This window comes from Pseudomonas putida, from assembly GCF_016406145.1.
Lineage (GTDB): Bacteria > Pseudomonadota > Gammaproteobacteria > Pseudomonadales > Pseudomonadaceae > Aquipseudomonas > Aquipseudomonas putida_E.
This window is the reverse complement of the sequence record NZ_CP066306.1, coordinates 4,549,005-4,572,164: the sequence shown is the minus strand read 5'-3', so window position 1 is coordinate 4,572,164 and position 23,160 is coordinate 4,549,005. Positions and strand designations below refer to the sequence as shown.

The 23,160-nt window shown below is 62.2% G+C and carries 22 protein-coding genes; 12 read left to right on the top strand and 10 right to left on the bottom strand.

Features of this window, described 5'->3' with window-relative positions:
• Positions 1-6: 6 nt before the first annotated feature.
• Entirely contained in the window at positions 7-1,206 is a 1,200-nt protein-coding gene (locus JET17_RS21080) for a CaiB/BaiF CoA transferase family protein (RefSeq protein ID WP_012315960.1), read from the bottom strand.
• Between the two features lie 132 nt (positions 1,207-1,338).
• Here JET17_RS21080 and JET17_RS21075 point away from each other — a divergent pair, with 132 nt between their 5' ends.
• Positions 1,339-1,881, top strand: a complete 543-nt coding sequence (locus tag JET17_RS21075) for a YaeQ family protein (RefSeq protein WP_012315959.1) — start codon at positions 1,339-1,341, stop codon at positions 1,879-1,881.
• Positions 1,882-1,893: 12 nt separating this feature from the next.
• On the top strand, positions 1,894-3,603 hold the full coding sequence (recJ, locus tag JET17_RS21070; protein WP_012315958.1) for a single-stranded-DNA-specific exonuclease RecJ: 1,710 nt from the start codon (positions 1,894-1,896) through the stop codon (positions 3,601-3,603).
• A gap of 286 nt (positions 3,604-3,889) precedes the next feature.
• On the opposite strand, the gene JET17_RS21065 is transcribed toward recJ, so the two are convergent.
• Positions 3,890-4,171 carry a hypothetical protein gene (locus tag JET17_RS21065; protein WP_012315956.1) on the bottom strand — a complete coding sequence of 94 codons (282 nt, stop codon included), beginning with the start codon at positions 4,169-4,171 and terminating at the stop codon, positions 3,890-3,892.
• A 452-nt stretch (positions 4,172-4,623) separates the two neighbouring features.
• Here JET17_RS21065 and JET17_RS21060 point away from each other — a divergent pair, with 452 nt between their 5' ends.
• Positions 4,624-5,730, top strand: a complete 1,107-nt coding sequence (locus tag JET17_RS21060; RefSeq protein WP_012315955.1) for an NADH:flavin oxidoreductase/NADH oxidase — start codon at positions 4,624-4,626, stop codon at positions 5,728-5,730.
• A gap of 9 nt (positions 5,731-5,739) precedes the next feature.
• On the opposite strand, the gene JET17_RS21055 is transcribed toward JET17_RS21060, so the two are convergent.
• The 7 genes from JET17_RS21055 to ydcS form a co-directional block, all read right to left on the bottom strand.
• Positions 5,740-6,072 carry a type II toxin-antitoxin system HicB family antitoxin gene (locus JET17_RS21055; protein ID WP_012315954.1) on the bottom strand — a complete coding sequence of 111 codons (333 nt, stop codon included), beginning with the start codon at positions 6,070-6,072 and terminating at the stop codon, positions 5,740-5,742.
• The gene (locus JET17_RS21050; RefSeq protein ID WP_080516493.1) at positions 6,069-6,323 is read right to left on the bottom strand and encodes a type II toxin-antitoxin system HicA family toxin; all 255 of its coding nucleotides are present in this window, start codon (positions 6,321-6,323) and stop codon (positions 6,069-6,071) included. The genes JET17_RS21055 and JET17_RS21050 overlap by 4 nt, the downstream gene beginning before the upstream one ends.
• A 168-nt stretch (positions 6,324-6,491) precedes the next feature.
• Entirely contained in the window at positions 6,492-7,916 is a 1,425-nt protein-coding gene (locus JET17_RS21045; RefSeq protein ID WP_012315952.1) for a gamma-aminobutyraldehyde dehydrogenase, read from the bottom strand.
• A 17-nt stretch (positions 7,917-7,933) separates the two neighbouring features.
• Entirely contained in the window at positions 7,934-8,740 is an 807-nt protein-coding gene (locus JET17_RS21040; protein WP_012315951.1) for an ABC transporter permease, read from the bottom strand.
• On the bottom strand, positions 8,730-9,653 hold the full coding sequence (locus tag JET17_RS21035; protein WP_012315950.1) for an ABC transporter permease: 924 nt from the start codon (positions 9,651-9,653) through the stop codon (positions 8,730-8,732). Before JET17_RS21035 ends, JET17_RS21040 begins: the two co-directional genes overlap by 11 nt.
• A gap of 1 nt (position 9,654) precedes the next feature.
• Positions 9,655-10,695 (bottom strand): ABC transporter ATP-binding protein, encoded by a 1,041-nt coding sequence (locus tag JET17_RS21030; RefSeq protein ID WP_012315949.1) that lies wholly within the window; start codon positions 10,693-10,695, stop codon positions 9,655-9,657.
• Positions 10,696-10,810: 115 nt separating this feature from the next.
• Positions 10,811-11,962, bottom strand: a complete 1,152-nt coding sequence (ydcS, locus tag JET17_RS21025) for a putative ABC transporter substrate-binding protein YdcS (RefSeq protein ID WP_012315948.1) — start codon at positions 11,960-11,962, stop codon at positions 10,811-10,813.
• A 204-nt stretch (positions 11,963-12,166) separates the two neighbouring features.
• On the opposite strand from ydcS, the gene JET17_RS21020 reads away from it, so the two are divergent.
• The 8 genes from JET17_RS21020 to wspR all read left to right on the top strand — a co-directional run bounded on the left by JET17_RS21020 (position 12,167) and on the right by wspR (position 21,350).
• Positions 12,167-12,853 carry a tellurite resistance TerB family protein gene (locus JET17_RS21020; RefSeq protein ID WP_012315947.1) on the top strand — a complete coding sequence of 229 codons (687 nt, stop codon included), beginning with the start codon at positions 12,167-12,169 and terminating at the stop codon, positions 12,851-12,853.
• Between the two features lie 189 nt (positions 12,854-13,042).
• On the top strand, positions 13,043-14,605 hold the full coding sequence (locus JET17_RS21015) for a methyl-accepting chemotaxis protein (RefSeq protein WP_420094557.1): 1,563 nt from the start codon (positions 13,043-13,045) through the stop codon (positions 14,603-14,605).
• A gap of 5 nt (positions 14,606-14,610) precedes the next feature.
• Complete coding sequence (locus JET17_RS21010) at positions 14,611-15,117, top strand: chemotaxis protein CheW (RefSeq protein WP_012315945.1); 507 nt, start codon at positions 14,611-14,613, stop codon at positions 15,115-15,117.
• On the top strand, positions 15,114-16,358 hold the full coding sequence (locus tag JET17_RS21005) for a CheR family methyltransferase (protein ID WP_012315944.1): 1,245 nt from the start codon (positions 15,114-15,116) through the stop codon (positions 16,356-16,358). Before JET17_RS21010 ends, JET17_RS21005 begins: the two co-directional genes overlap by 4 nt.
• Positions 16,355-17,020, top strand: coding sequence for a chemotaxis protein CheW (locus JET17_RS21000; protein ID WP_012315943.1), 666 nt, complete (start codon positions 16,355-16,357; stop codon positions 17,018-17,020). Before JET17_RS21005 ends, JET17_RS21000 begins: the two co-directional genes overlap by 4 nt.
• Positions 17,017-19,284, top strand: coding sequence for a hybrid sensor histidine kinase/response regulator (locus JET17_RS20995; RefSeq protein WP_012315942.1), 2,268 nt, complete (start codon positions 17,017-17,019; stop codon positions 19,282-19,284). Before JET17_RS21000 ends, JET17_RS20995 begins: the two co-directional genes overlap by 4 nt.
• Entirely contained in the window at positions 19,281-20,294 is a 1,014-nt protein-coding gene (locus JET17_RS20990; protein ID WP_012315941.1) for a chemotaxis response regulator protein-glutamate methylesterase, read from the top strand. The genes JET17_RS20995 and JET17_RS20990 overlap by 4 nt, the downstream gene beginning before the upstream one ends.
• A 51-nt stretch (positions 20,295-20,345) precedes the next feature.
• A complete protein-coding gene (gene wspR / locus JET17_RS20985; protein WP_012315940.1) occupies positions 20,346-21,350 on the top strand; it encodes a Wsp signal transduction system regulator diguanylate cyclase WspR in 1,005 nt (334 codons plus the stop codon).
• Positions 21,351-21,390: 40 nt separating this feature from the next.
• On the opposite strand, the gene JET17_RS20980 is transcribed toward wspR, so the two are convergent.
• Positions 21,391-21,786 (bottom strand): hypothetical protein, encoded by a 396-nt coding sequence (locus JET17_RS20980; protein WP_012315939.1) that lies wholly within the window; start codon positions 21,784-21,786, stop codon positions 21,391-21,393.
• A 210-nt stretch (positions 21,787-21,996) separates the two neighbouring features.
• On the opposite strand from JET17_RS20980, the gene prfB reads away from it, so the two are divergent.
• Positions 21,997-23,092, top strand: a protein-coding gene (prfB, locus tag JET17_RS20975; protein WP_115274014.1) for a peptide chain release factor 2 whose coding sequence is annotated in 2 segments (ribosomal slippage) — positions 21,997-22,068 and positions 22,070-23,092 — 1,095 coding nt in all. Because the reading frame shifts where the segments join, the coding sequence is not laid out codon by codon here.
• Positions 23,093-23,160: the final 68 nt, after the last annotated feature.

Genomic DNA, 23,160 nt, shown 5'->3' with positions numbered 1-23,160 from the left:
GCGACCTCAGACCGTGCCTGCCTGGCGCAAGCTGGCGATGGCGGCGGCGTCATAACCCAGGGCGCCAAGCAGTGCATCGGTGTGCTCGCCCAGCGCCGGGCCTACCCACTCGGCCGAGCCGGGTGTTTCGGACAGCTTGGGTACAATGCCTGGCATCTTGAACGCTTTACCGTCTGGCAGGCGGGCCTGCAGGAACATCTCGCGGGCCAGGTACTGTGGATCGTTGAACATGTCTTCTGCCGAGTAGATACGGCTTGCCGGCACTTCGGCGGCTGTCAGTATCTGCATGACCTGCTCCAGGGTCAGGCTGTTGGCCCAGCGGTCGATCACCCCATACAGTTCGTCACGCCGCGCATCGCGGCCATCATTGCTGGCCAGTGTTGGGTCGGCGGCCAGGTCGTTACGGCCGATGGCCTGCATGAAGCGTTTGAATATCGCATCGCCATTGGCACCGATCTGCACGTGCTTGCCGTCGGCGCTGGTGTGGATGGAGGAGGGCGTGATGCCCGGCATGATGTTGCCGGTGCGTTCGCGAATGAAGCCAAACACATCGAACTCGGGGACCATGCTTTCCATCATGGCGAAGATTGCCTCGTACAGCGCCACGTCCACCACCTGGCCCTGGCCACCATTGACCTCGCGGTGACGCAGCGCCATCAGTGCACCGATCACGCCCCACAATGCAGCGATCGAGTCGCCGATGGAGATGCCGGTGCGTACCGGTGGGCGGTCATCGAAGCCGGTGATATAGCGCAGGCCACCCATCGACTCGCCCACGGCGCCGAAGCCTGGCTGGTCCTTCATCGGCCCGGTCTGGCCGAAGCCTGACAGGCGCACCATCACCAGTTTCGGGTTGAGCTCGTGCAGCACATCCCAGCCCAGGCCGAGCTTTTCCAGCACGCCCGGGCGGAAGTTCTCGATGAGAATGTCGGCCTCGGCCAGCAGCCGCTTGAGGATCTCGCGACCATCGGGATGCTTGAGGTTCAGCGTCAGTGACTGCTTGTTGCGCGCCTGCACGAACCACCACAGCGAAGTACCCTCGTACAGCTTGCGCCATTTGCGCAGCGGGTCACCGCCGTCGGGCGACTCGACCTTGATCACCTCGGCACCGAACTCGGCGCAGATGCGCGAAGCGAACGGGCCAGCGATCAGGGTGCCAAGCTCGATGACTTTCAGGCCGGCGAGGGGTTTGCTGGGCGTAGACATGGGGCATCCGTGGCAATTGGGCAGAGCCGTGGTTTTATCATAGGTCGGTAGCGGCAGATACTGCTGCGGCGCAACGAAGATCAGGATCGGGTAGACTGTGTGACTTTTCTTTGCGCAAGTAGCCCTTCGACCATGGCCCAGCCGTCCACCACCTACAAATTCGAATTGAATCTGACCGATCTCGATCGCGGCGTGTACGAAAGCGTCAAGCAGACCATCGCCCGTCATCCTTCGGAAACCGAGGAGCGCATGGCCGTGCGGCTGTTGGCCTACGCACTCTGGTACAACGAGAATCTGTCGTTCGGCCGCGGCCTGTCGGATGTCGACGAGCCTGCCCTGTGGGAAAAGAGCCTGGACGACCGCGTACTGCACTGGATCGAAGTGGGCCAGCCGGACGCTGATCGCCTGACTTGGTGTTCGCGCCGTACCGAGCGCACCAGCCTGCTGGCCTATGGCAGCCTGCGTGTATGGGAGACCAAGGTGGTTGGCGCGGTCAAGAACCTGAAGAACCTGAACATCGCCGCTGTGCCGCAAGAGGTGCTCGAGGTGCTTGCCACGGACATGCCGCGCAGCATCAAGTGGGACGTGATGATCAGTGAAGGCACAGTGTTCGTCACTGATGACCGTGGCCAGCACGAAGTGCAGCTGCAGTGGCTGCTCGGTGAGCGTGGCTGAGCCAACCGACCCATGCGTATCGAACCCCGCCCGCTGCCGCCGACCCTGCCGTTTCTCGGTAACCTGCCACCCTTGCTGACCCGCTTGTATGCCGCCCGCGGCGTGCAGTCCGAGGCCGAGCTGGACAAGAGCCTGGCGCGGCTGTTGCCGTACCAGCAGCTCAAGGGCATCGATGCCGCTGTAGACTTGCTGGTCGAAGCGCTCGACCAGCGCCAGCGCATCATCATCGTCGGCGACTTCGATGCCGACGGCGCCACCGCCAGTACTGTCGGCGTGCTCGGCCTGCGCCTGCTGGGTGCGGCCCATGTCGACTACCTGGTGCCCAACCGTTTCGAATATGGCTATGGCCTGACCCCGGAGATCGTCGAGGTGGCGCTGCAGCGCCAGCCGCAATTGCTGATCACGGTCGACAACGGCATTTCCAGTGTCGAGGGTGTGGCGGCAGCCAAAGCGGCCGGGCTCAAAGTGCTGGTCACCGACCACCACCTGCCGGGCCAGCAATTGCCGGTTGCCGACGCCATCGTCAACCCGAACCAACCAGGTTGCGACTTCCCGAGCAAGTCGTTGGCCGGTGTCGGGGTGATCTTCTACGTGCTGATGGCCTTGCGCGCACGCCTGCGTAGCCTGGGGCGATATGAAACCCAGGCACAACCGAACATCGGCGAACTGCTCGACCTGGTCGCGCTGGGCAGCGTAGCCGACGTGGTACCGCTGGATGCCAATAACCGCATCCTCGTGCATCAGGGCCTGGAGCGCATCCGTGCCGGCAGGGCGCGGCCGGGGCTGAAGGCGATTCTGGAGGTGGCACGTCGCGATCACCGGCGCATCACCTCCACTGACCTGGGTTTCATTCTAGGCCCGCGGCTCAATGCCGCCGGGCGCCTGGACGACATGAGCCTGGGTATCGAGTGCCTGTTGTGCGAGGACGAGGCGCTGGCCCTGGACATGGCACAGCAGCTCGACGGCCTGAACCAGGACCGCAAGTCGATCGAGCAGGGCATGCAGCGCGAAGCCTTGGCCCAGCTCAAGGATTTGCCGGTCGAGTCCATGCCTTACGGCCTATGCCTGTTCGATGCCGAATGGCACCAGGGCGTGATCGGTATTCTCGCCTCGCGCCTGAAGGAGCGTTACCACCGCCCGACCATCGCCTTCGCCGATGCCGGTGAGGGCATGCTCAAGGGCTCGGCGCGGTCGGTACCGGGCTTTCACATCCGTGATGCGCTGGATGCAGTGGCAGCGCGCCATCCGCAGTTGATCAGCAAGTTTGGCGGCCATGCCATGGCCGCGGGCCTGTCGCTACCTGAAGGCAATTTCCCCGCGTTTGCCGAGGCGTTCGACGAAGAAGTGCGGCGCCAGCTGCGTGAAGAAGACCTCACCGGGCGCCTGCTGTCGGATGGAAGCCTGGCGGTGGAGGAGTTCCACCTTGACCTGGCCAAGGCCTTGCGCCACGCCGGGCCCTGGGGGCAGCACTTCCCCGAACCGTTGTTCCATGGTGTGTTCCAGTTGGTGGAGCAGCGTGTGGTCGGCGAGCGCCACCTTAAAGTGGTGCTCAAGAGCGAATGTGGTTCGGTACGCCTGGATGGCATTGCCTTCGGCATCGACCGCGAGGTTTGGCCGAACCCGACCGTGCGTTGGGTGGAGCTTGCCTACAAGCTGGATGTTAACGAGTTTCGAGGTAATGAAAGTGTGCAGTTGATGATTGCGCATATGGAGCCGCGCTGAAAGCACTACAATTGCCTGACTTGGTCTTTGCGGGGGGCGGCGCTCGATTTCCCTGGCTCGATGCGGAACAGTGGGTGAGTCTGGTGTTCACCCTGAAAGAAGGTGGTCTTCCCGACAGTAAAGTGGGTGCCGTCTGTGGTCATCGAATTCCCTCCTGAAGTTTCTCGATTGCCTGTTCTGGCCTCTTTGTGGGCAAGCCAGCTCCCACAGGTCATCTGCAAGTTTTGAGGTCTGTGATGCGCCTGTGGCCGCAGGTTTACCCGCGAAGAGGCCAGTGAATCCAACCTCAATGCAGGGTAGTAGTACGCTCCAAGGCCAATGACAGCGCATCTGCTTGGCCCCAGGCAATCTGCAGGGCACGCAGCCCATTCACAAGCGATTCCCGGGAGCTGTCATCTTCGACGGCATCGAGGACTCGATGGCAATGGTTGTAAGCGAGCATCAGGTAGTGGGTGACGTTCATCAACACGTGATCGATTGGCACGATGCCATCGCTCACGGCGTTGGTCAGGGTCTTGTCGGAGGGAAGGTCGAAATGGTGGGGCGGATCGGGGACTAGTTTTTTCATAGTGAACGACTCGTAAGGTTACTGATTGACCGACCTGTCCGATTCCACACGGATGGGTGGCAGTTGTACGCGGTGTGGAATCCAGGCTACGAGTAAACCCGGTAGGCTTTGCGGCCTCCCGCGCACAACTGCCATGACGACAGCAACTCAGTAATTGACAGGATTCCACTCCCGGACGCCAAACATCAGCGACACGAAAAGCCTAAAGGGTGGGGTTTCCAGGGACAATCAGCCGCGAGTCGACAAGATTCGTAGGATATTTTCCTGATCTAGGTATCGCTAGCTCATATGTGTAGGAAACATCTGATGCGCGCGTCGGAGCAGTCAGCAATCTCAGGGAACCTTCCCCCCCACCAATCTGGTCTAGTCTGATTAATGACCGGCACCGGGCCAGGGATGTGCACTTGAATGCCCGGGCCGGATCACCATTGGAGTCCTTGGGAGGTGCCCTCATGAGCCTGCTGCTCGAGCCTTACACCCTGCGTCAGCTGACGTTGCCCAACCGCATCGCTGTCTCGCCGATGTGCCAGTATTCCGCTGTCGATGGCCTGGCCAACGACTGGCACCTTGTCCATTTGGGTAGCCGCGCCGTCGGTGGTGCCGGGCTGGTCATCACCGAAGCGGTCGCTGTGACCGCCGATGGCCGGATCACTGCCGAGGACCTTGGTCTGTGGAACGATGAACAGGTCGCCCCACTGCAACGCATCACCCGCTTCATCACCGCGCAGGGCGCCGTGCCGGGCATCCAGCTGGCCCACGCCGGGCGCAAGGCCAGCACCCATCGCCCCTGGCTGGGCAAGCATGGCAGCGTCAAGATCGAGGAAGGAGGCTGGCAGCCGGTGGGGCCGTCGAAAATTGCCTTCGACCCTGAACACACGGCACCGCGTGAGTTGAGCAAAGACGAGATCCAGGATGTTGTAGCCGAGTTTGTCAAAGCCACCGAACGGGCATTGCAAGCGGGCTTCAAGGTAGTCGAGATCCACGCCGCCCATGGCTACCTGCTGCATCAGTTCCTCTCGCCGCTAAGCAATCAGCGCCGTGACGAATATGGCAGCTGTTTCGAAAACCGCATCCGCCTTACGCTGCAGGTGACCGAGGCGGTGCGTAAGGTTTGGCCGAAGGAACTGCCGCTGTTCGTTCGCGTGTCGGCGACCGACTGGGTGGAAGACGGCTGGAACCCCGACGAAACAGTAGAACTGGCCCGTCGCCTGCGAGCGCTCGGAGTCGACTTGATCGATGTGTCCTCCGGCGGTACTTCGATGAATGCCGAAATCCCCACCGGCCCCGGCTACCAGACCCGCTTCGCCGAGCGTGTACGCAAGGAATCGGAAATCGCCACCGGTACGGTGGGCATGATCACCGAACCGGCCCAGGCTGAACACATCCTGCGCACCGGGCAGGCCGACCTGATCTTCCTCGCCCGCGAGCTGCTGCGCGACCCTTACTGGCCGTTGCATGCCGATGATGACCTGGGCGGTAACAGGGCTACGTGGCCGGCGCAGTATCAACGGGCTACCAGCCGGGCGAATCCGATACATGAGTCGGATCTGCGGGACTGATTGACCACCTCAGCTGTAAGCGGCCTTGCTCAGAATATCGCTGACCCACTGATTGATGCTTTTTTCCGCCAGCTCGGCCTTTGCGGCCACGCTGGCGTGAAGGGTGGGCTCAAGGCGCAGACTCAGCTTCCCTGAATAGGTCTTTTGCGGCTCACGGCCAAGGCGTTTACAGGTTTCGAGATAGTCATCAACGGCCTCCTCGAATGCTTGTCGCAATTCACTGATCGATTCGCCGTGAAAACCAATCACGTCACGTATGCCCGCAACGTGTCCAATCAGCAACTGGTCCTCGTCACTGTATTCGATTCTTGCGGCATAGCCGCGGTAGGTCATGACATTCATGGTGTTACTCCGGCCTGCTCAAGGAACTGGCGGGCGTCGCGCAATTGATAGGTTTTGGCATGTTTGTCCGGGTGAGGCCGATGGAAGGTGGCAACGGCCCCATTGAGCTCAAAGCGAACTCGCGAACCTCGACCTTCGATGACATTTGTGCCAGCTGATCTCAACAGTGACTCCAGCCGGACCCATTCCAAGGTCTTGGGCACTGGTTTCCTGAAAATGGCTTCAAGGGCCGATCTTTGATGATTATTCATGGTATCAGACTATGATACCAGTCGTTTTTTTCACAACAGCCGGACTGTAGGAGATAGGGGACCGTGCTTGAAGGAAAGGTCCTAGGTATTCATGCGAGGACGATCGCCACTTTGTACCGGCCTCCTTGCTGACTTGTCTCAGGAGAGGCCGGTAGCTTCACATCACGCTCAATGCTTGATCATCACGTGCCGCACACAGGTGTAATCCTCCAGCCCATACATCGACATGTCCTTCCCATACCCCGAATGCTTCTGCCCGCCATGGGGCATTTCGCTGACCAGCATGAAGTGGGTATTGACCCAGGTGCAGCCATACTGCAACCGGGCCGCCAGGCGGTGGGCGCGGCCGGTGTCGCGGGTCCACACCGATGAAGCCAGGCCGTACTCCGAGTCGTTGGCCCATTCCAGCGCCTGCGCTTCGTCAGTGAAGCGTGTCACCGACACCACCGGGCCAAACACCTCGTGGCGCACGATCTCGTCATCCTGCAGCGCATCAGCCAGCACTGTTGGCTCGAAGAAGAAACCATCCCCCGGTAGTGCCTTGCCTCCGGTGACCAGGCGAATGTGCGGCTGGGCGATGGCGCGCCCGACCAGGCCGGCTACCTTGTCACGGTGCTGGGCGCTGATCAGCGGGCCGAGTTCGGTGTCTTCGGCATCCTGCAGGCCGGTTTTTAGGCTGGCCACGGCTTTGCCGAGGCGTTCGACGAAGCGTTCGTAGATGCCGGCCTGCACATACAGGCGGCAGGCCGCAGTGCAGTCCTGTCCTGCGTTGTAGAAACCGAAGGTCCGGATACCGTCGATGGCGGCATCGATGTCGGCATCATCGAATACCAGCACCGGCGCCTTGCCGCCCAGCTCCATGTGCATGCGCTTTACGCTGTCGGCCGTGGCGCCGATGATGTGCGCGCCGGTGGGGATCGATCCGGTCAGCGAGACCATACGCACCTTGGGATGGGTAATCAGTGGGTTGCCGACTGTCTGGCCGCGGCCGAAGAGGATGTTGAGCACGCCGGCAGGCAGTACGTCCTTGGCCAGTTCGCCGAGGCGCAGGGCGGTCAGCGGGGTCAGCTCGGACGGTTTGATGACCACGGTATTGCCAGCGGCCAAGGCGGGGGCGATCTTCCACGCCAGCATCATCAGCGGGTAGTTCCAGGGTGCGATCGAGGCCACTACGCCCAGCGGGTCGCGGCGGATCATCGAAGTGTGCCCGGGCAGGTACTCACCGGCCGCCAAGCCACCAAGGCAGCGGGCGGCGCCGGCAAAATAGCGGAACACATCGGCGATGGCCGGCATCTCGTCGTTCAGGGCCGCTGCGAACGGTTTACCGCAATTCTGCGACTCCAGCCTGGCCAGCTCATCGGCATGCGCCTCAATCGTGTCAGCCAGCGCCAGCAGGGCCAGCGAGCGCTCCTTGGGGCTGGTCTGCGACCAGCTGTCGAAGGCCAGGTCGGCGGCGCGCACTGCAGTATCGACCTGGGCCTCGGTGGCTTCGTTGATCTGTGCCAAGGCACTGCCTTCAGCGGGGTTGAGCACGGTCCAGGCCGGGCCATCGCCAGCGACCAGGCGACCGTTGATCAGCATGTTGGTTTGCATCGGGGGCTCCTTGTGGGTCATTTGCCGCTGCCCGCAACGCTTTCACCGCCGCGGGTCAGGTAGTAGGCGCCGAGGATCGGCAGCATGGTCACCAGCATCACCAGCATGGCAACCACGTTGGTCACCGGCACTTCGCGCGGGCGGCTGAGTTGGTTGAGCAGCCAGATGGGCAAGGTACGCTCGTTACCGGCAGTGAAGGTGGTGACGATGATCTCGTCGAACGACAGGGCGAAGGCCAGCATGCCGCCGGCCAGCAGCGCCGAGCCTAGGTTGGGCAGGATGATGTAGCAGAAGGTCTGCCAACCATCGGCCCCCAAGTCCATAGAGGCTTCGATCAGGCTTTGCGAGGTGCGCCGCAGGCGGGCAATCACATTGTTGTAGACGATCACCACACAGAAGGTGGCGTGGCCGACCACGATGGTGAACAGCCCAGGCTCGATACCCAGGGCCTTGAACGCCGACAACAGGGCTATGCCGGTAATGATGCCAGGCAGTGCGATCGGCAAGATCAGCATCAGCGAGATGCTCTCCTTGCCGAAGAAGCTGCGCCGGTACAGTGCCGCCGCGGCCAGGGTGCCGAGCACAAGCGCGATGAGCGTGGCCAGGCTGGCCACCTGCAGCGACAGCTTGATGGCCTCGAGCACGTCCGGCCGGGCGAATGCCACGGCGATCCATTTGAGGGTGAAGCCCTTGGGCGGGAAGCTGAACGCCGCATCTTCGGTGTTGAAGGCGTACAGGAAGATGATGAGGATCGGAAAGTGCAGGAACAATAACCCGCCCCAAGCCGCCAGGCGCAGGCCGGTGGAGGCTTTTTCAGAGTGCATCGAAGGCCCCCAGACGCTTGACGATGGACAGGTACACCGCGATCAGCACGATCGGCACCAGGGTGAACGCCGCGGCCATCGGCATGTTGCCGATCGCGCCTTGCTGGGCGTAGACCATGCTACCGATGAAGTAGCCGGGTGGGCCGATCAGCTGCGGCACGATGAAGTCGCCCAAGGTCAGCGAGAAGGTAAAGATCGAACCGGCAGCGATGCCGGGGATCGACAATGGCAGGATCACCTGTATGAAGGTCTGCGCCGGCCGCGCGCCGAGGTCTGCCGATGCCTGCAGCAGTGAAGGCGGCAGGCGCTCCAGGGACGCCTGCACGGGCAGGATCATGAACGGCAGCCAGATGTACACGAACACCAGGAAGCGCCCAAGATGCGAGGTCGACAGCGTGCTGCCGCCCACCGCGGGCAAGGTCAGGAGGGCCTGCAGCAGGCTCTCCAGGTGCAGTTGCTGAATGAACCACTGAGCCACACCACCCTTGGCCAGCAGCAGTGTCCATGCGTAGGTCTTGACGATGTAGCTAGCCCACATCGGCAGCATTACGGCGATATAGAAGAACGCCCGGGTCTTGCCGCGGGTGTAGCGCGCCATGTAATAGGCGATGGGGAAAGCCAGCACGGCGCAGGCCAGCGAGACTGCCACGGCCATGGTCAAGGTGCGCAGGATGATGTCGAAGTTCGACGGGTTGAACAGCGCGGCGAAGTTGCCCACGGTCAGTTGCGGGGTGACTGCCATGGTGAAGTCGTCGAAGGTGTAAAAGCCTTGCCACAAAAGGTTGAGCAGCGACCCTAGGTAGATCGCGCCGAACCAGGTCAGCGGTGGGGTCAGCAGTAACAGCAGGTACAAGTTGGGGCGTCGGTAGAGCAGGTTGGAAAACCTGCGTAACGGGCTCAGGGCCAGGCTCATGTCACTGGCCCTCGGTCAGGACAGTTTCCTGCAGTACCGTCATCGCTTCACGCGGCCAGTGTGCCTGCACCCGTTGGCCGGGCCGCCAGTCTTGTGGCTGCTCGTGCCAGCGGTCGTTGGCCTGGCTGACCGCCAGCAATTGGCCGCTGTCCAGCTGCACTTCATAGCGGGTGGCACTGCCCTGGTACTGGATGTCGCGCAGCAGGCCGCTGACCTGTACATCGTGGCTGGCCTCGGGCTGGCCGAGCAGGCGAATATGCTCGGGGCGAATGGAGAAGGGCGTGCGGCTGCCGCTGAGGTGTTGGGCCAGATCGCCGCGTACTACGTTGGAGGTGCCGACAAACTCGGCGACGAAGGTGGTAGCCGGTTTCATGTACAGATTGCGCGGTGCATCGACTTGTTCGATGCGGCCGCGGTTGAACACCGCCACCCGGTCTGACATCGACAGCGCTTCTGTCTGGTCATGGGTGACGAAAATGAAGGTGATACCCAACTGGCGCTGCAGCTTTTTCAATTCGCCCTGCATCTGTTCGCGCAGTTTCAGGTCGAGGGCGCCGAGCGGCTCGTCGAGCAGCAGCACCCGCGGCCGATTGACCAAGGCGCGGGCCAGGGCCACGCGCTGGCGCTGGCCTCCGGAAAGTTGTGCCGGTTTGCGCTCCCCATAGCCTGCCAGGGCCACCATAGCCAGGGCTTCTTCGGCGCGCGCATGGCGTTCGGCCTTGGCTATGCCTTTGACCTTCAGCCCGTAGGCGATGTTGTCGCGCACGTTCATGTGCGGGAACAGTGCGTAGTCCTGGAAAACGGTGTTGACGTCGCGCTGGTAAGGCGGCACGCCAGCGGCTTCGACGCCATGGATGCGGATCGAGCCGCTGTCCGGCTGCTCGAAACCGGCTATAAGGCGCAGGCAGGTGGTCTTGCCCGAGCCTGAAGGGCCGAGCATCGAAAAGAACTCCCCATCGATGATGTCGATGCTGACCTGGTCAACGGCCTTGACCTCGCCGAAGGTGCGTGACACCTGGGTGAACTGGACGGCTAGGGGCATTGGGGGCTCCAGGTTAAAGCCGGGGCGCTCTGCGCCCCTTTCGCGACACAAGGCCGCTCCTACAGAAATCTGGCGGCCCCTGTTCCTTCAGCTGATGCAACGATGCTCTTGGTCGCTAGCGCCCGCCCATGATCGCAATGTAGTCCTGGGTCCAGCGGCTATACGGCACGAACTTGCCGCCCTGTGCCTGCGGTGTCTTCCAGAAGGCGATTTTGTCGAAGTTGTCGAAGCCATTGGTCTTGCAGCCCTCGGCCCCCAACAGCACATTGCCGTTGCAGGCAGCAGGTACTGCTGGCAATGAGCCGAACCAGGCCGCTACATCGCCCTGTACCTTTGGCTGCAACGACCAGTCCATCCATTTATAGGCACAGTTGGGGTGCTTGGCTTCGCTGTGCAGCATGGTGGTGTCGGCCCAGCCCGTGGCACCTTCCTTCGGCAGGGTGGAGGCCACCGGCTGGTTCTCCGCCTTGAGGCTATTGACCATGTAGCCCCAGGAACTGGAGGCGACCACGCCTTCGTTCTTCACATCGCTCATCTGCACCGTGGCGTCATGCCAGTATCGATGGATCAGCGGTTGCTGCTGGCGCAGCAGTTCGAGCACTGCCTTGTACTGGGCTTCGTTCAGTTCATAGGGGTCCTGAATGCCCAGTTCGGGCTTGGCCGATTTCAGGTACAACGCAGCATCGGCAATGTAGATGGGCCCGTCATAGGCCTGCACGCGGCCTTTGTTCGGTTTGCCGTCGGGCAGGTCTTGCGGCTCGAACACCACGCTCCAGCTGGTGGGTGGCTGCTTGAACGTGTTGGTGTTGTACAGCAGAACGTTCGGCCCCCACTGATACGGGGTACCGTAGACCTGTTTGTCGACCACGTACCAGCCACCGTCCTGCAGGCGCGGGTCGAGGTTTTTCCAGTTGGGAATCAGCCCGGTATTGATCGGCTGCACCTTCTTGCCGGCGATCAGGCGCAGCGAGGCATCGCCGGAGGCGGTTACCAGGTCGTAACCGCCCTTGTTCATCAGGCTGACCATTTCGTCGGAGGTGGCTGCGGTCTTGACGCTGACCTTGCACCCGGTTTCCTTTTCGAAGCCTGTGACCCAGTCATAGGCCTTGTCGCTCTCACCGCGCTCGATATAACCGGGCCAGGCGACGATATCCAGCCGGCCTTCACCGGCGCCCAGGGCCTTGGGCAACTCGGCGGCCTGCAGGCCTGCACTGGCCAGCAGTGCGCCGGTCACGGCGCCGAGCAATGCGGTCTTGTGCGCTGACATGGTGTTCCCTCTTTTAGATCCTGGTCGGGGCAGTCATCAAGAAAGCAGTGGAGCGATAGCTATAAGCGTAATGCGCTTGGGGCGAAGTCGAGTCTAGTTGGCTTTTTGCCTACCGATGCAACATCCGGAAGCAAATCCACGGGTGGCCATGGGCTCTGCAGGCCTTACTCTGGACGTTACTTTCCGCAGCGTGGAGACATGTGAATGAATACTCGGGGTCTGCTCGATCAACTGCTCAAATCCGGCCAGGAACTGTTGAACAAACAGGCCGGCGCAGGCAAGCCGGCTGCAGGCTCAGGAGGCTTGGGCAGCCTGCTTTCCGGCGCCGGGGGCGGTGCGCTAGGGGCTGGCGCCCTGGGCTTGCTGTTGGGCAGCAAGAAGGCGCGCAAGTACGGGGGCAAAGTGATCACCTACGGTGGCCTCGCCGCGCTCGGCGTACTGGCCTACAAGGCCTATGGCAACTGGCAGGCCCGCCAGGGCGCAGGGCAGGGGGCCGAACCGCAAACCCTTGATCGCCTGCCGCCGGCCCAGGTCGAGCAGCATAGCCAGGCGGTATTGCGGGCGTTGGTGGCAGCGGCCAAGTCCGATGGCCACATCGACGAGCGCGAGCGGGCGCTGATCGAAGGGGAATTCACCCGCCTGGACAGCGACCGTGAACTGCAGCACTGGTTGCACGCCGAGCTGAACAAGCCACTGGACCCTGCCGAAGTCGCGCGCGCCGCACAAACGCCGGAGATGGCTGCCGAGATGTACCTGGCCAGCCTGATGATGGTCGATCAGGAGAACTTCATGGAGCGTGCGTACCTGGACGAACTGGCCCGTCAGCTTCGCCTGGACCCGGCGTTGCGCCAGGAACTGGAGAGTCAGGTCCGACTTGCCGCAGGTCAATGATGGGTAAATGGCCTGGCCACCAGGCAGGGATGCCTGATTAACACCTTATATTCAGCCGCATAAGCGTAGGACGCCTGGGCTATACTTCGGCGATTTTTCCCGCTCGTTGTGAATTCCTGAGGGCTGAATGTGAAGAACTGGACCTTGCGCCAACGGATCCTGGCAAGTTTCGCCGTGATCATCGCCATCATGTTGCTGATGGTCGTAGCCGCTTACTCGCGGCTGGTGGCGATCGAAAGTGCCGAGGAGGCAGTTGGTACCGACAGCATTCCCGGGGTCTACTACAGTTCGATGATCCGCAGTGCCTGGGTCGACAGCTACGTCACCAGCCAGCAGCTGGTGGGGTTGTCCGACCACCGTGAGATCACAGCAGCCGACATGGAGCTGTTCAAAAGCTTCGATGAACGCCTCAAGCAACACCTGGCCAGTTACCAAGGCACCATTCACGACAAGGACGACCAGGACCATTTCGACACCTTCATCCAGATGGAGGCAAACTACACCCATATCATCGGCCAGGTGATTGAAGCCTACCGTCGGCATGATTATGCCGAGGCAGAGCGGTTGATCAAGGACGTTCTGACACCGGCCTGGTCGGAGGGCCGTAATCATCTCAACACGATGATCGAGTACAACCGCGAAGCCGCCGATGCCGCTAACCACCAGATCGTCGGTGCCGTAAGCACTGCCAAAGGCAGCATGATCGTTTCGCTGCTGTTGGCGATCATCGCGGCGGGCATCTGCGGGCTGCTGTTGATGCGCGCCATCACCGCGCCTGTACAGCGCGTGGTGCATGCCCTCGACAAGCTGCGCTCGGGCGACTTGAGCATGCGCCTGAGCCTGGACCGCAAGGACGAGTTCGGCGCCATCGAAAGCGGCTTCAACGAGATGGCCGAGGCGCTGGCCAAGCTGGTGTCCCAGGCCCAGCGCTCTTCGGTACAGGTGACCACATCGGTCACTGAAATTGCGGCCACCTCCAAGCAACAACAGGCCACCGCCACCGAAACCGCTGCGACCACCACGGAAATTGGTGCCACTTCCCGTGAAATTGCCGCTACCTCGCGCGATCTGGTGCGCACCATGACCGAAGTCACCAGCGCCGCCGATCAGGCATCGAGCCTTGCCGGTTCCGGTCAGCAAGGCCTGGCGCGCATGGAGGACACCATGCACCAGGTCATGGGCGCAGCCGACCTGGTCAATGCCAAGCTGGCGATCCTCAACGAAAAGGCCAGCAACATCACTCAGATGGTGGTGACCATCGTCAAGGTCGCCGACCAGACTAACCTGCTGTCGCTCAATGCCGCCATCGAAGCGGAAAAGGCCGGCGAGTACGGGCGCGGTTTTGCCGTCGTGGCCACCGAAGTGCGGCGCCTTGCGGACCAGACGGCTGTCGCCACGTACGACATCGAGCAAATGGTTCGGGAAATCCAGTCGGCGGTATCGGCAGGGGTCATGGGCATGGACAAGTTTTCCGAAGAAGTACGCCGAGGCATGTTCGAAGTGCAGCAAGTGGGCGAGCAGCTGAGCCAGATCATCCATCAGGTACAGGCGCTGGCGCCACGGGTGTTGATGGTCAACGAAGGCATGCAGGCCCAGGCTACCGGTGCCGAGCAGATCAACCAGGCACTGGCTCAGCTCAGCGATGCCAGCACGCAGACAGTGGAATCGCTGCGCCAGGCCAGCTTCGCCATCGACGAGTTGAGCCAGGTGGCCGCGGGCCTGCGCGGTGGTGTATCGCGCTTTAAAGTCTGACCGCCATGAGTGACATGTACACGCATGCGGCAGCAGCGGCCAGCGCCAAGGGCAATCTGTACCTGCTATTTCGTCTCAACGACCAACGTTTCGCCCTTGATGTGCGCGAGGTGGTCGAAGTGCTACCTCGCCGGCCACTCAAGCCGATCGCCCAGGCGCCGGCCTGGGTTGCTGGCATAGTTGCCCATCGTGGCGTGCTGGTGCCGGTGGTCGACCTGTCGGCCCTGAGTTTTGGCCAGCCTGCCACTGCGCGCACCAGCACACGGCTGGTGCTGGTGCACTATCGGGGCGAGCATCAGTTGGGACTGATCCTCGAACAGGCTACCGAAACCTTGCGCTGCCTCGCTGATGAGTTTCAGCCGTATGGGCTGGACAACCCCGAAGCGCGTTACCTGGGCCCGGTTCGTCAGGACGCCAATGGCCTGCTACAGCGTATCGAGGTCGATGACTTGCTGTCAGACACTGTGCGCGAACTGCTGTTCCCACAAGAGTCGGGGCAGGTGTCGGTATGAGCGAGCAACGGTTTTTCCGCTTTCTGCAAGAGCGCATCGGCCTGGATGTCGAATCTGTCGGCGTGCCCATGGTCGAGCGTGCCCTGCAGCAGCGCTGTGTCGCGGTCAATGCCCAAGACCTGCAAGACTATTGGCTGTGCTTGCAGCAATCCTTAGATGAGCAGCAGGCGCTTATCGAAGCGGTGATCGTCCCGGAAACCTGGTTCTTCCGCTACCCAGAGTCGTTTACCGCGCTGGTCGGGCTGGCCCACAAACGCCTGGCCGAACTCGCCGGCGAGCGGCCGCTACGCTTGCTGAGTTTGCCGTGCTCCACGGGTGAAGAACCTTATTCCCTGGCCATGGCACTGCTCGATTCAGGCATGAACCCGGCTGCGTTTCGCATCGACGGTATCGACATCAGTCCCAATTCGGTGGTCAAGGGCGTGCAGGCGGTCTACGGTCGCAACTCGTTCCGCGGCGTTGATCTGGCCTTTCGCGAGCGCCACTTCCACGCGCTCGCCGAAGGCCATGAACTGAATGAGCGGGTGCGTGCACAGGTGAACCTGGCCGTGGGCAATGTGCTCGACCCGGCGCTGGGCAGCCGTGACGGTTATTACGACTTCGTGTTCTGCCGCAACTTGCTGATCTACTTCGACGTGGCGACCCAGCAGCGAGTATTCGAGGTGCTCAAGCGTCTTACCCACGAGCACGGCGTACTGTTTATCGGGCCGGCCGAGGGCAGCCTTCTGGCAAGGCTGGGTATGCGGCCGCTGGGCATTGCCCAGTCGTTCGCCTACGTCCGCCAGACGTTGGAAGCGCCAGCGCAGCCGCGGGTCAGCCAACCGGCGCCACTCGCACCGAGCCGCCCTGTGCCTGCACCTGCGCCCATTTCGCGGCCATTGCGTTCGGTTCCGGTTGCCCCGCCCACAGTGGTGCAGCGCGAGAGCGAAAGTGAACTGCTGGCCCTCATTGCGAGGCAGGCCAACGCGGGTGAGGGCGCGCAAGCGCGTGCCAATTGCCAGCGCTACCTGCAGCAGTTCGAGCCCAAGGCTCAGGTGTATTACTGGCTGGGACTGCTCAGCGATACCGAAGGCGATGCCCGGCAAGCCCAGATGCACTACCGCAAAGCCCTGTATCTGGAGCCGCAGCACCCTGAGGCGCTGTTGCACCTGGCCATGTTGCTGGCGGCCCAGGGCGACGAAGCCGGCGCTCGCCGCTTGCACGAACGCGCGGCACGCGCTGGCATGGGGGCTGAACGATGAGCGTCGAACACGCAATTGCGCTGCTCGCCCAGGACGATGAGCGTATCGACGATTGCTGGAACCGGATCGGCGTGCACGGTGACAAGCAATGCCCGCTGCTGCAAAGGCATATCCATTGTCGCAATTGTGAAGTCTATGCTGCGGCCGCCACCCGTCTGCTGGACCGCTATGCACTGGCCCAGGACGATCAGTCGCATGAGGCGGCGCAGGTCGAGTCCAGCGTCGGGCGCTCGCTGCTACTGTTTCGTCTAGGGGAGGAGTGGCTGGCCCTGGCGACTGCCTGCCTGGCCGAGATCGCCCCGGTGCAGCCGGTGCATTCCTTGCCGCATCAGCGTTCCAGGGTGCTGCAAGGGGTGGCCAATGTGCGTGGTGCACTGGTGCCGTGCCTGTCGCTGAGCGAACTGCTGGGGCTGGCGCTCTTTACGGAGCCTGCGCGCAGCAGCCGGGCGATGCCGCGCATGTTGATTCTGGCGGCGGCAGGCGGGCCAGTGGTACTGGCGGTGGACGAGATCGACGGTATTCATCGCCTGGAGCCCGCACTACCGGGCGCCACTGAAGATACTGCACCGTTCACCGCAGCCGTGTTGCAGTGGCGCGGGCGCAGCGTGCGTGTGCTGGACGATCAACAACTACTGTCTGCCGTGCAGCGGAGCCTGTCATGACCCCTGAGCAAATGCGCGACGCATCGTTGCTCGAGCTGTTCAGCCTGGAAGCGGAAGCTCAGACCCAGGTGCTCATCACAGGGCTGATGGCGCTGGAGCGCAACCCGACCCAGGCCGATCAGTTGGAAGCCTGCATGCGTGCTGCGCACTCTTTGAAGGGGGCTGCACGCATCGTTGGCATTGACGACGGGGTCAGCGTGGCCCATGTGATGGAAGATTGCCTGGTAGCGGCCCAGGAAGGCCGACTGCTGCTGCGCGCTGAACATATCGATGCCTTGCTGCGCGGTACCGACCTGCTGCTGCATGTCGCCACGCCCGGGGACCCGGCCGGTGAGAGCGCGGTACCCGGTTTTCTGGCCCAGATGTCTGGCCTGCTGGATCCTCCCATTGCACCTGTGCCTTCCAGGGAGCCGGCCCCGCAACCGTTACCTGCGGCCGACCTGATTACCCCCGAGGTTGAGCCAGAAGCAGAGCCTCTTGTGCCGCGCAAGGCAGGTAAACGTGGCGCGCAAGGCAGCGAGCGGGTGTTGCGGGTAACTGCCGATCGACTCAATAGCCTGCTCGACTTGTCGAGCAAGTCGCTGGTCGAGACTCAGCGCCTCAAACCCTACCTGGCCACCCTGCAGCGCCTCAAGCGCATGCACGGCCAAGGCATGCGCGCCCTCGATGGCCTGAAAGCCCAATTGGAAGGCAGCGGCCAGAGCCTGCCGGTGTTGGAAGCACTGGCCCAGACGCAACGGCTGCTGATGGAAACCCAGCAGATCCTGCAACAGCAGACTGCCGACCTCGACGAATTCGGATGGCAGGCCAGCCAGCGGGCTCAGTTGCTGTACGACACGGCTCTGGCCTGCCGTATGCGCCCGTTTGCCGATGTGCTTACCGGCCAGAGCCGTATGGTGCGAGACCTGGGTCGCTCGCTGGGCAAGCAGGTGCGTCTGCAGATAGACGGTGAAAAGACCCAGGTCGACCGCGATGTGCTGGAAAAGCTCGAAGCGCCGTTGACCCATCTGCTGCGCAATGCAGTCGACCATGGTATTGAACTGCCTGAGCAGCGACTGCTGGCGGGCAAACCGGAAGAAGGTGCGATACGCCTGCGAGCCTCCCATCAGGCCGGCCTGTTGATCCTTGAACTGAGCGATGACGGCGCCGGCATCGATCTGCAACGGCTGCAGCGCAGTATCGTTCAGCGCGGCTTGTCCCCGGCGGATACCGTGGCGAAGATGAGCGAGGCGGAGCTGCTGACCTTCCTGTTCCTGCCGGGCTTCAGCATGCGTGACAAAGTGACCGAAGTCTCCGGCCGCGGTGTTGGCCTGGACGCTGTGCAGCATCTGGTCCGGGACCTGCGCGGCTCGATCGAGCTGACCCAGCAGGCCGGCCAGGGCTGCCGCTTTCACCTGGAAGTGCCGTTGACCCTTTCAGTGGTACGCAGCCTTGTGGTGGAAGTCGGGGGGGAGGCTTATGCGTTCCCTCTGGCGCATATCGAGCGCACCTTGGAAGTGACTGCCGAGCAGATCGTACAAATCGAGGGGCGTCAGCATTTTTGGCATGAGGGCCGGCATATCGGTCTGGTGGCGGCCAGCCAGTTGCTCAACCGGCCCACCGCGCAAGGTGATGAAGGCGGTTTGCGGGTCGTGGTGATCCGCGAACGTGAACAGCTTTACGGTGTGGCCGTGGAGCGGCTGATCGGTGAGCGGGTGCTGGTAGTGATGCCGCTTGATGCGCGGTTGGGCAAGGTCCAGGACATTTCCGCGGGGGCGCTGCTGGACGATGGCTCGGTGGTGTTGATCGTCGATGTCGAAGACTTGCTGCGTTCGGTCGAGAAGCTGCTCAGTACCGGCCGCCTGGAGCGCATCGAGCGCGGCCTGCAGGCCGGCCGTGGCGTCAGCAGCAAGCGCATCCTGGTAGTCGATGACTCGCTCACCGTTCGCGAGCTGCAACGCAAGCTGCTGAGCAATCGGGGGTTCGAGGTGGCGGTGGCAGTCGATGGCATGGACGGTTGGAATGCGTTGCGTAGCGAGGATTTCGACCTGCTGATCACCGACATCGACATGCCGCGCATGGACGGTATCGAGCTGGTTACCTTGGTACGCCGCGACCAGCGCCTGCAGTCGTTGCCCGTGATGGTGGTGTCGTACAAGGACCGCGAGGAAGATCGCCGGCGAGGCCTGGATGCTGGCGCCGACTACTATTTGGCAAAAGCCAGCTTCCACGACGATGCGTTGCTCGACGCTGTGGTTGAACTGATCGGAGGTGCTCAAGGATGAAGATCGCCATCGTCAACGATATGCCCATGGCGGTAGAAGCGTTGCGCCGGGCCCTGGCCCTGGAGCCTGCGCATGAGGTGATCTGGGTGGCCAGCAATGGCGCCGAGGCCGTGCGCCAGTGTGCCCAGGCAACGCCTGACCTGATTCTCATGGACCTCATCATGCCGGTGATGGATGGTGTGGAGGCGACCCGGCGGATCATGGCCGAGACGCCGTGTGCCATCGTCATCGTTACCGTCGACCGCAAGCAGAACGTGCATCGCGTGTTCGAGGCCATGGGCCATGGGGCCCTGGATGTGGTCGACACCCCGGCGCTCGGCGCGGGTGATGCGCGGGAGGCGGCTGCTCCGTTGCTACGCAAGATCCTCAACATCAGCTGGTTGATCGGCCAACAGCGGCCCAGCGCGACCAAAACGGTCGCCGCGCCGTTACGCGATGCCGCCCAGCGCCGCGGCTTGGTGGCGATCGGCTCTTCGGCCGGGGGGCCTGCGGCCCTCGAGGTGCTCCTAAAGGGGCTGCCCAAGGCGTTCCCGGCATCCATAGTGCTGGTCCAGCATGTTGACCAAGTGTTTGCTGCAGGCATGGCCGAGTGGCTCGGCAGTGCCTGTGGCATGCCGGTGCGCCTGGCCCGTGAAGGGGAGCCGCCGCAGCCCGGGCAGGTCCTGTTGGCGGGCACCAATCACCATATACGCCTGCTGCATAACGGCCAGTTGGCCTACACTGCCGAACCTATCAACGAAATCTACCGCCCCTCGATCGATGTGTTCTTCGAGAGTGTGGCGCGCTATTGGCGCGGGCAGGCGGTGGGTGTGTTGCTTACAGGCATGGGCCGCGATGGTGCCCAAGGTCTGAAACTGATGCGCCAGCAAGGCTTCCTGACCATTGCTCAGGACCAGTCCAGCAGCGCAGTCTACGGAATGCCCAAAGCCGCCGCGGCAATCGATGCAGCGGTGGAAATCCGTCCGCTGGAGCGAATCGCCGGGCGCCTGATGGAAATCTTTGCACAATGACGATATGTATTGAATCACACCGCCTCTGCGGCCGTGATCAGGTGAATAGGGATGATTGATCTACCGATCGAAGGGTTTGCGACCGCCAATGAAAATTCGGCGATGGTCTTGCTGGTCGACGATCAGGCGATGATCGGTGAAGCGGTGCGTCGTGGCCTGGCCCACGAGGAGAATATCGATTTCCATTTCTGCGCCGACCCCCATCAGGCCGTGGCCCAGGCCATGCGCATCAAACCCACGGTGATCCTCCAGGACCTGATCATGCCGGGCCTCGACGGCCTTACCCTGGTGCGCGAATACCGCAACAATCCGGCTACCCGGGACATCCCGATCATCGTTCTGTCGACCAAGGAAGACCCTTTGGTCAAGAGTGCGGCCTTCGCTGCCGGAGCCAACGACTACCTGGTCAAGCTGCCGGACACCATCGAACTGGTGGCCCGCATCCGCTACCACTCCCGCTCTTACTTGACCCTGCTGCAGCGTGACGAGGCCTACCGGGCGCTGCGCGTGAGCCAGCAGCAACTGCTCGACACCAACCTGATGCTGCAGCGGCTGATGAACTCCGATGGCCTCACGGGTCTGTCCAACCGCCGCCATTTCGATGAGTACCTTGAACTGGAGTGGCGCCGGGCCATGCGTGAGCAGCAGCAACTGTCGCTGCTGATGATCGATGTCGACTACTTCAAGGTCTACAACGACAGCTTCGGGCACCTGGCGGGTGATGAGGCGCTGCGCAAGGTTGCAGAGGCCATTCGCGGCTCTTGTTCGAGGCCTACCGACCTGCCGGCGCGCTACGGTGGCGAGGAATTCGCGCTGGTATTGCCCAACACCTCCCCGGGCGGTGCGCGGCTGGTCGCAGAGAAGCTGCGCCAGACCGTACATGGCCTGAATATCCCGCATACCGCGCCGCAAGACGATTCGCGACTGACCGTGAGCATCGGCCTGGCGACCCAGACGCCGGCGATCGGCAGCCATTGCCGGCAGCTTATATCCGCTGCCGACAAGGGCTTGTACCTGGCCAAGAACAGTGGTCGGAACACAGTGGGTATCGCATGAGGCTCTTGGCTGGCACGGGCGGGGTAGCCGCCAGTCAAGTTTACTTAGCTTCTTTTCTTTTGAGCTTGTAAGTGCGATCTGCAGAGCGGACGATGAGCTCCGTTTCTTCGCCTGCCATCTTGAACCTGACGACCGCCCATATTCTGTAGCTGGCGGCCTCTGTCAGGACGGCACCGGGTGCATAACCTTCAAGGGTTTCTTCGCGTTGGGGGTCTGCAGGTGATCGTCCCGTTCCCCAATTATCGCCGTAACACCCGACGGTGACGCGTTCGAGTCCGGGAATCTCCTCCTTCAACCCCGGGTAATGCACTTTTACAGGGTTTCGGGCGGGCGCTGGGTCGAACTCTAGCGTGTCGTTCACGGCGTTCGTGAATTCAGGAGGAAGAATTTCGAAACCTTCCAGAATTTTCAATGCGCGGTCAAAGTGATCACTCATTTTCATTGCTCCCATTGAGGCGGCGGAGTATCCGCATGCCTGATGGCAAGTCTTGCGTTGCTCGACGCCTGGGGGCTACTGGCAGAATTACCAGGAAATCACGCGCGGTCGTGATCCGGCGCTGTGCGGGCTGCTCAACGGGCTACCGTGCTTGTCTGTATGGGTTATACTCGCGGGCTTTTCACCGAATTCGTACGAGAGCCGCGCGCCATGGAAATCCAACCGATCCTGAACACCATCAAGGACCTCACCGAGCGTTCCCAGTCCATTCGGGGGTATCTTTGACTACGATCAAAAAGCTGATCGCCTGATCGAAGTCAACCGCGAGCTGGAAGACCCGGCCGTCTGGAACAAGCCCGAGTACGCCCAGGCCCTGGGCCGCGAGCGTGCCATGCTGGCGCAGGTCGTCGAGACCCTGGACAAGATGTCCGGCGGCCTGGCCGATTGCCAGGATCTGCTCGACATGGCCGTCGAGGAAAATGACGAAAGCGCCGTGAGCGACGTCGTGACCGAGCTGCAAGGCCTGGAAGAAAAACTGGCCCAGCTTGAGTTCCGTCGCATGTTCAGCGGCGAGATGGACATGAACAATGCCTACCTGGACATCCAGGCCGGCTCCGGCGGTACCGAAGCGCAGGACTGGGCCAACATCCTGCTGCGCATGTACCTGCGCTGGGCCGACAAGCGCGGTTTCGACGCTACCATCATCGAGCTTTCCGAAGGTGAAGTCGCCGGCATCAAGGGCGCCACCGTGCACATCAAGGGCGAATACGCCTTCGGCTGGCTGCGCACCGAAATCGGTGTGCACCGCCTGGTACGCAAGAGCCCGTTCGACTCCGGTGCCCGTCGCCACACCTCGTTCTCGGCGGTGTTCGTGTCGCCCGAGATCGACGACAAGGTCGAGATCGACATCAACCCGTCCGACCTGCGCATCGACACTTACCGTTCCTCCGGTGCCGGTGGCCAGCACGTGAACACCACCGACTCGGCGGTACGTATCACCCACGTGCCGACCAACACCGTGGTGGCGTGCCAGAACGAACGCTCCCAGCATGCCAACAAGGACACCGCCATGAAAATGCTGCGGGCCAAGTTGTACGAGCTGGAGATGCAAAAACGCAACGCCGCCTCCCAGGCGCTGGAAGACAGCAAGTCGGACATCGGCTGGGGCCACCAGATCCGCTCCTACGTGCTGGATGACTCGCGTATCAAGGACCTGCGTACCGGCGTCGAGCGCAGCGACTGCAACAAGGTGCTGGATGGCGACATCGACCAGTATCTGGAAGCGAGCCTCAAGCAGGGGCTGTAAGCCGCACACCACCGCCGCGATGCCCGCACGCCGGCATCGCGTGCCCTGCCCGAAAAGGGCAACGAATA

Excerpts from the sequence above, each read along its gene's own strand:
- JET17_RS21080 (WP_012315960.1), bottom strand. The coding sequence starts at position 1,206 with ATGTCTACGCCCAGCAAACCCCTCGCCGGCCTGAAAGTCATCGAGCTT.
- JET17_RS21075 (WP_012315959.1), top strand. The coding sequence starts at position 1,339 with ATGGCCCAGCCGTCCACCACCTACAAATTCGAATTGAATCTGACCGAT.
- recJ (WP_012315958.1), top strand. The coding sequence starts at position 1,894 with ATGCGTATCGAACCCCGCCCGCTGCCGCCGACCCTGCCGTTTCTCGGT.
- JET17_RS21065 (WP_012315956.1), bottom strand. The coding sequence starts at position 4,171 with ATGAAAAAACTAGTCCCCGATCCGCCCCACCATTTCGACCTTCCCTCC.
- JET17_RS21060 (WP_012315955.1), top strand. The coding sequence starts at position 4,624 with ATGAGCCTGCTGCTCGAGCCTTACACCCTGCGTCAGCTGACGTTGCCC.
- JET17_RS21055 (WP_012315954.1), bottom strand. The coding sequence starts at position 6,072 with ATGAATGTCATGACCTACCGCGGCTATGCCGCAAGAATCGAATACAGT.
- JET17_RS21050 (WP_080516493.1), bottom strand. The coding sequence starts at position 6,323 with ATGAATAATCATCAAAGATCGGCCCTTGAAGCCATTTTCAGGAAACCA.
- JET17_RS21045 (WP_012315952.1), bottom strand. The coding sequence starts at position 7,916 with ATGCAAACCAACATGCTGATCAACGGTCGCCTGGTCGCTGGCGATGGC.
- JET17_RS21040 (WP_012315951.1), bottom strand. The coding sequence starts at position 8,740 with ATGCACTCTGAAAAAGCCTCCACCGGCCTGCGCCTGGCGGCTTGGGGC.
- JET17_RS21035 (WP_012315950.1), bottom strand. The coding sequence starts at position 9,653 with ATGAGCCTGGCCCTGAGCCCGTTACGCAGGTTTTCCAACCTGCTCTAC.
- JET17_RS21030 (WP_012315949.1), bottom strand. The coding sequence starts at position 10,695 with ATGCCCCTAGCCGTCCAGTTCACCCAGGTGTCACGCACCTTCGGCGAG.
- ydcS (WP_012315948.1), bottom strand. The coding sequence starts at position 11,962 with ATGTCAGCGCACAAGACCGCATTGCTCGGCGCCGTGACCGGCGCACTG.
- JET17_RS21020 (WP_012315947.1), top strand. The coding sequence starts at position 12,167 with ATGAATACTCGGGGTCTGCTCGATCAACTGCTCAAATCCGGCCAGGAA.
- JET17_RS21015 (WP_420094557.1), top strand. The coding sequence starts at position 13,043 with ATGTTGCTGATGGTCGTAGCCGCTTACTCGCGGCTGGTGGCGATCGAA.
- JET17_RS21010 (WP_012315945.1), top strand. The coding sequence starts at position 14,611 with ATGAGTGACATGTACACGCATGCGGCAGCAGCGGCCAGCGCCAAGGGC.
- JET17_RS21005 (WP_012315944.1), top strand. The coding sequence starts at position 15,114 with ATGAGCGAGCAACGGTTTTTCCGCTTTCTGCAAGAGCGCATCGGCCTG.
- JET17_RS21000 (WP_012315943.1), top strand. The coding sequence starts at position 16,355 with ATGAGCGTCGAACACGCAATTGCGCTGCTCGCCCAGGACGATGAGCGT.
- JET17_RS20995 (WP_012315942.1), top strand. The coding sequence starts at position 17,017 with ATGACCCCTGAGCAAATGCGCGACGCATCGTTGCTCGAGCTGTTCAGC.
- JET17_RS20990 (WP_012315941.1), top strand. The coding sequence starts at position 19,281 with ATGAAGATCGCCATCGTCAACGATATGCCCATGGCGGTAGAAGCGTTG.
- wspR (WP_012315940.1), top strand. The coding sequence starts at position 20,346 with ATGATTGATCTACCGATCGAAGGGTTTGCGACCGCCAATGAAAATTCG.
- JET17_RS20980 (WP_012315939.1), bottom strand. The coding sequence starts at position 21,786 with ATGAGTGATCACTTTGACCGCGCATTGAAAATTCTGGAAGGTTTCGAA.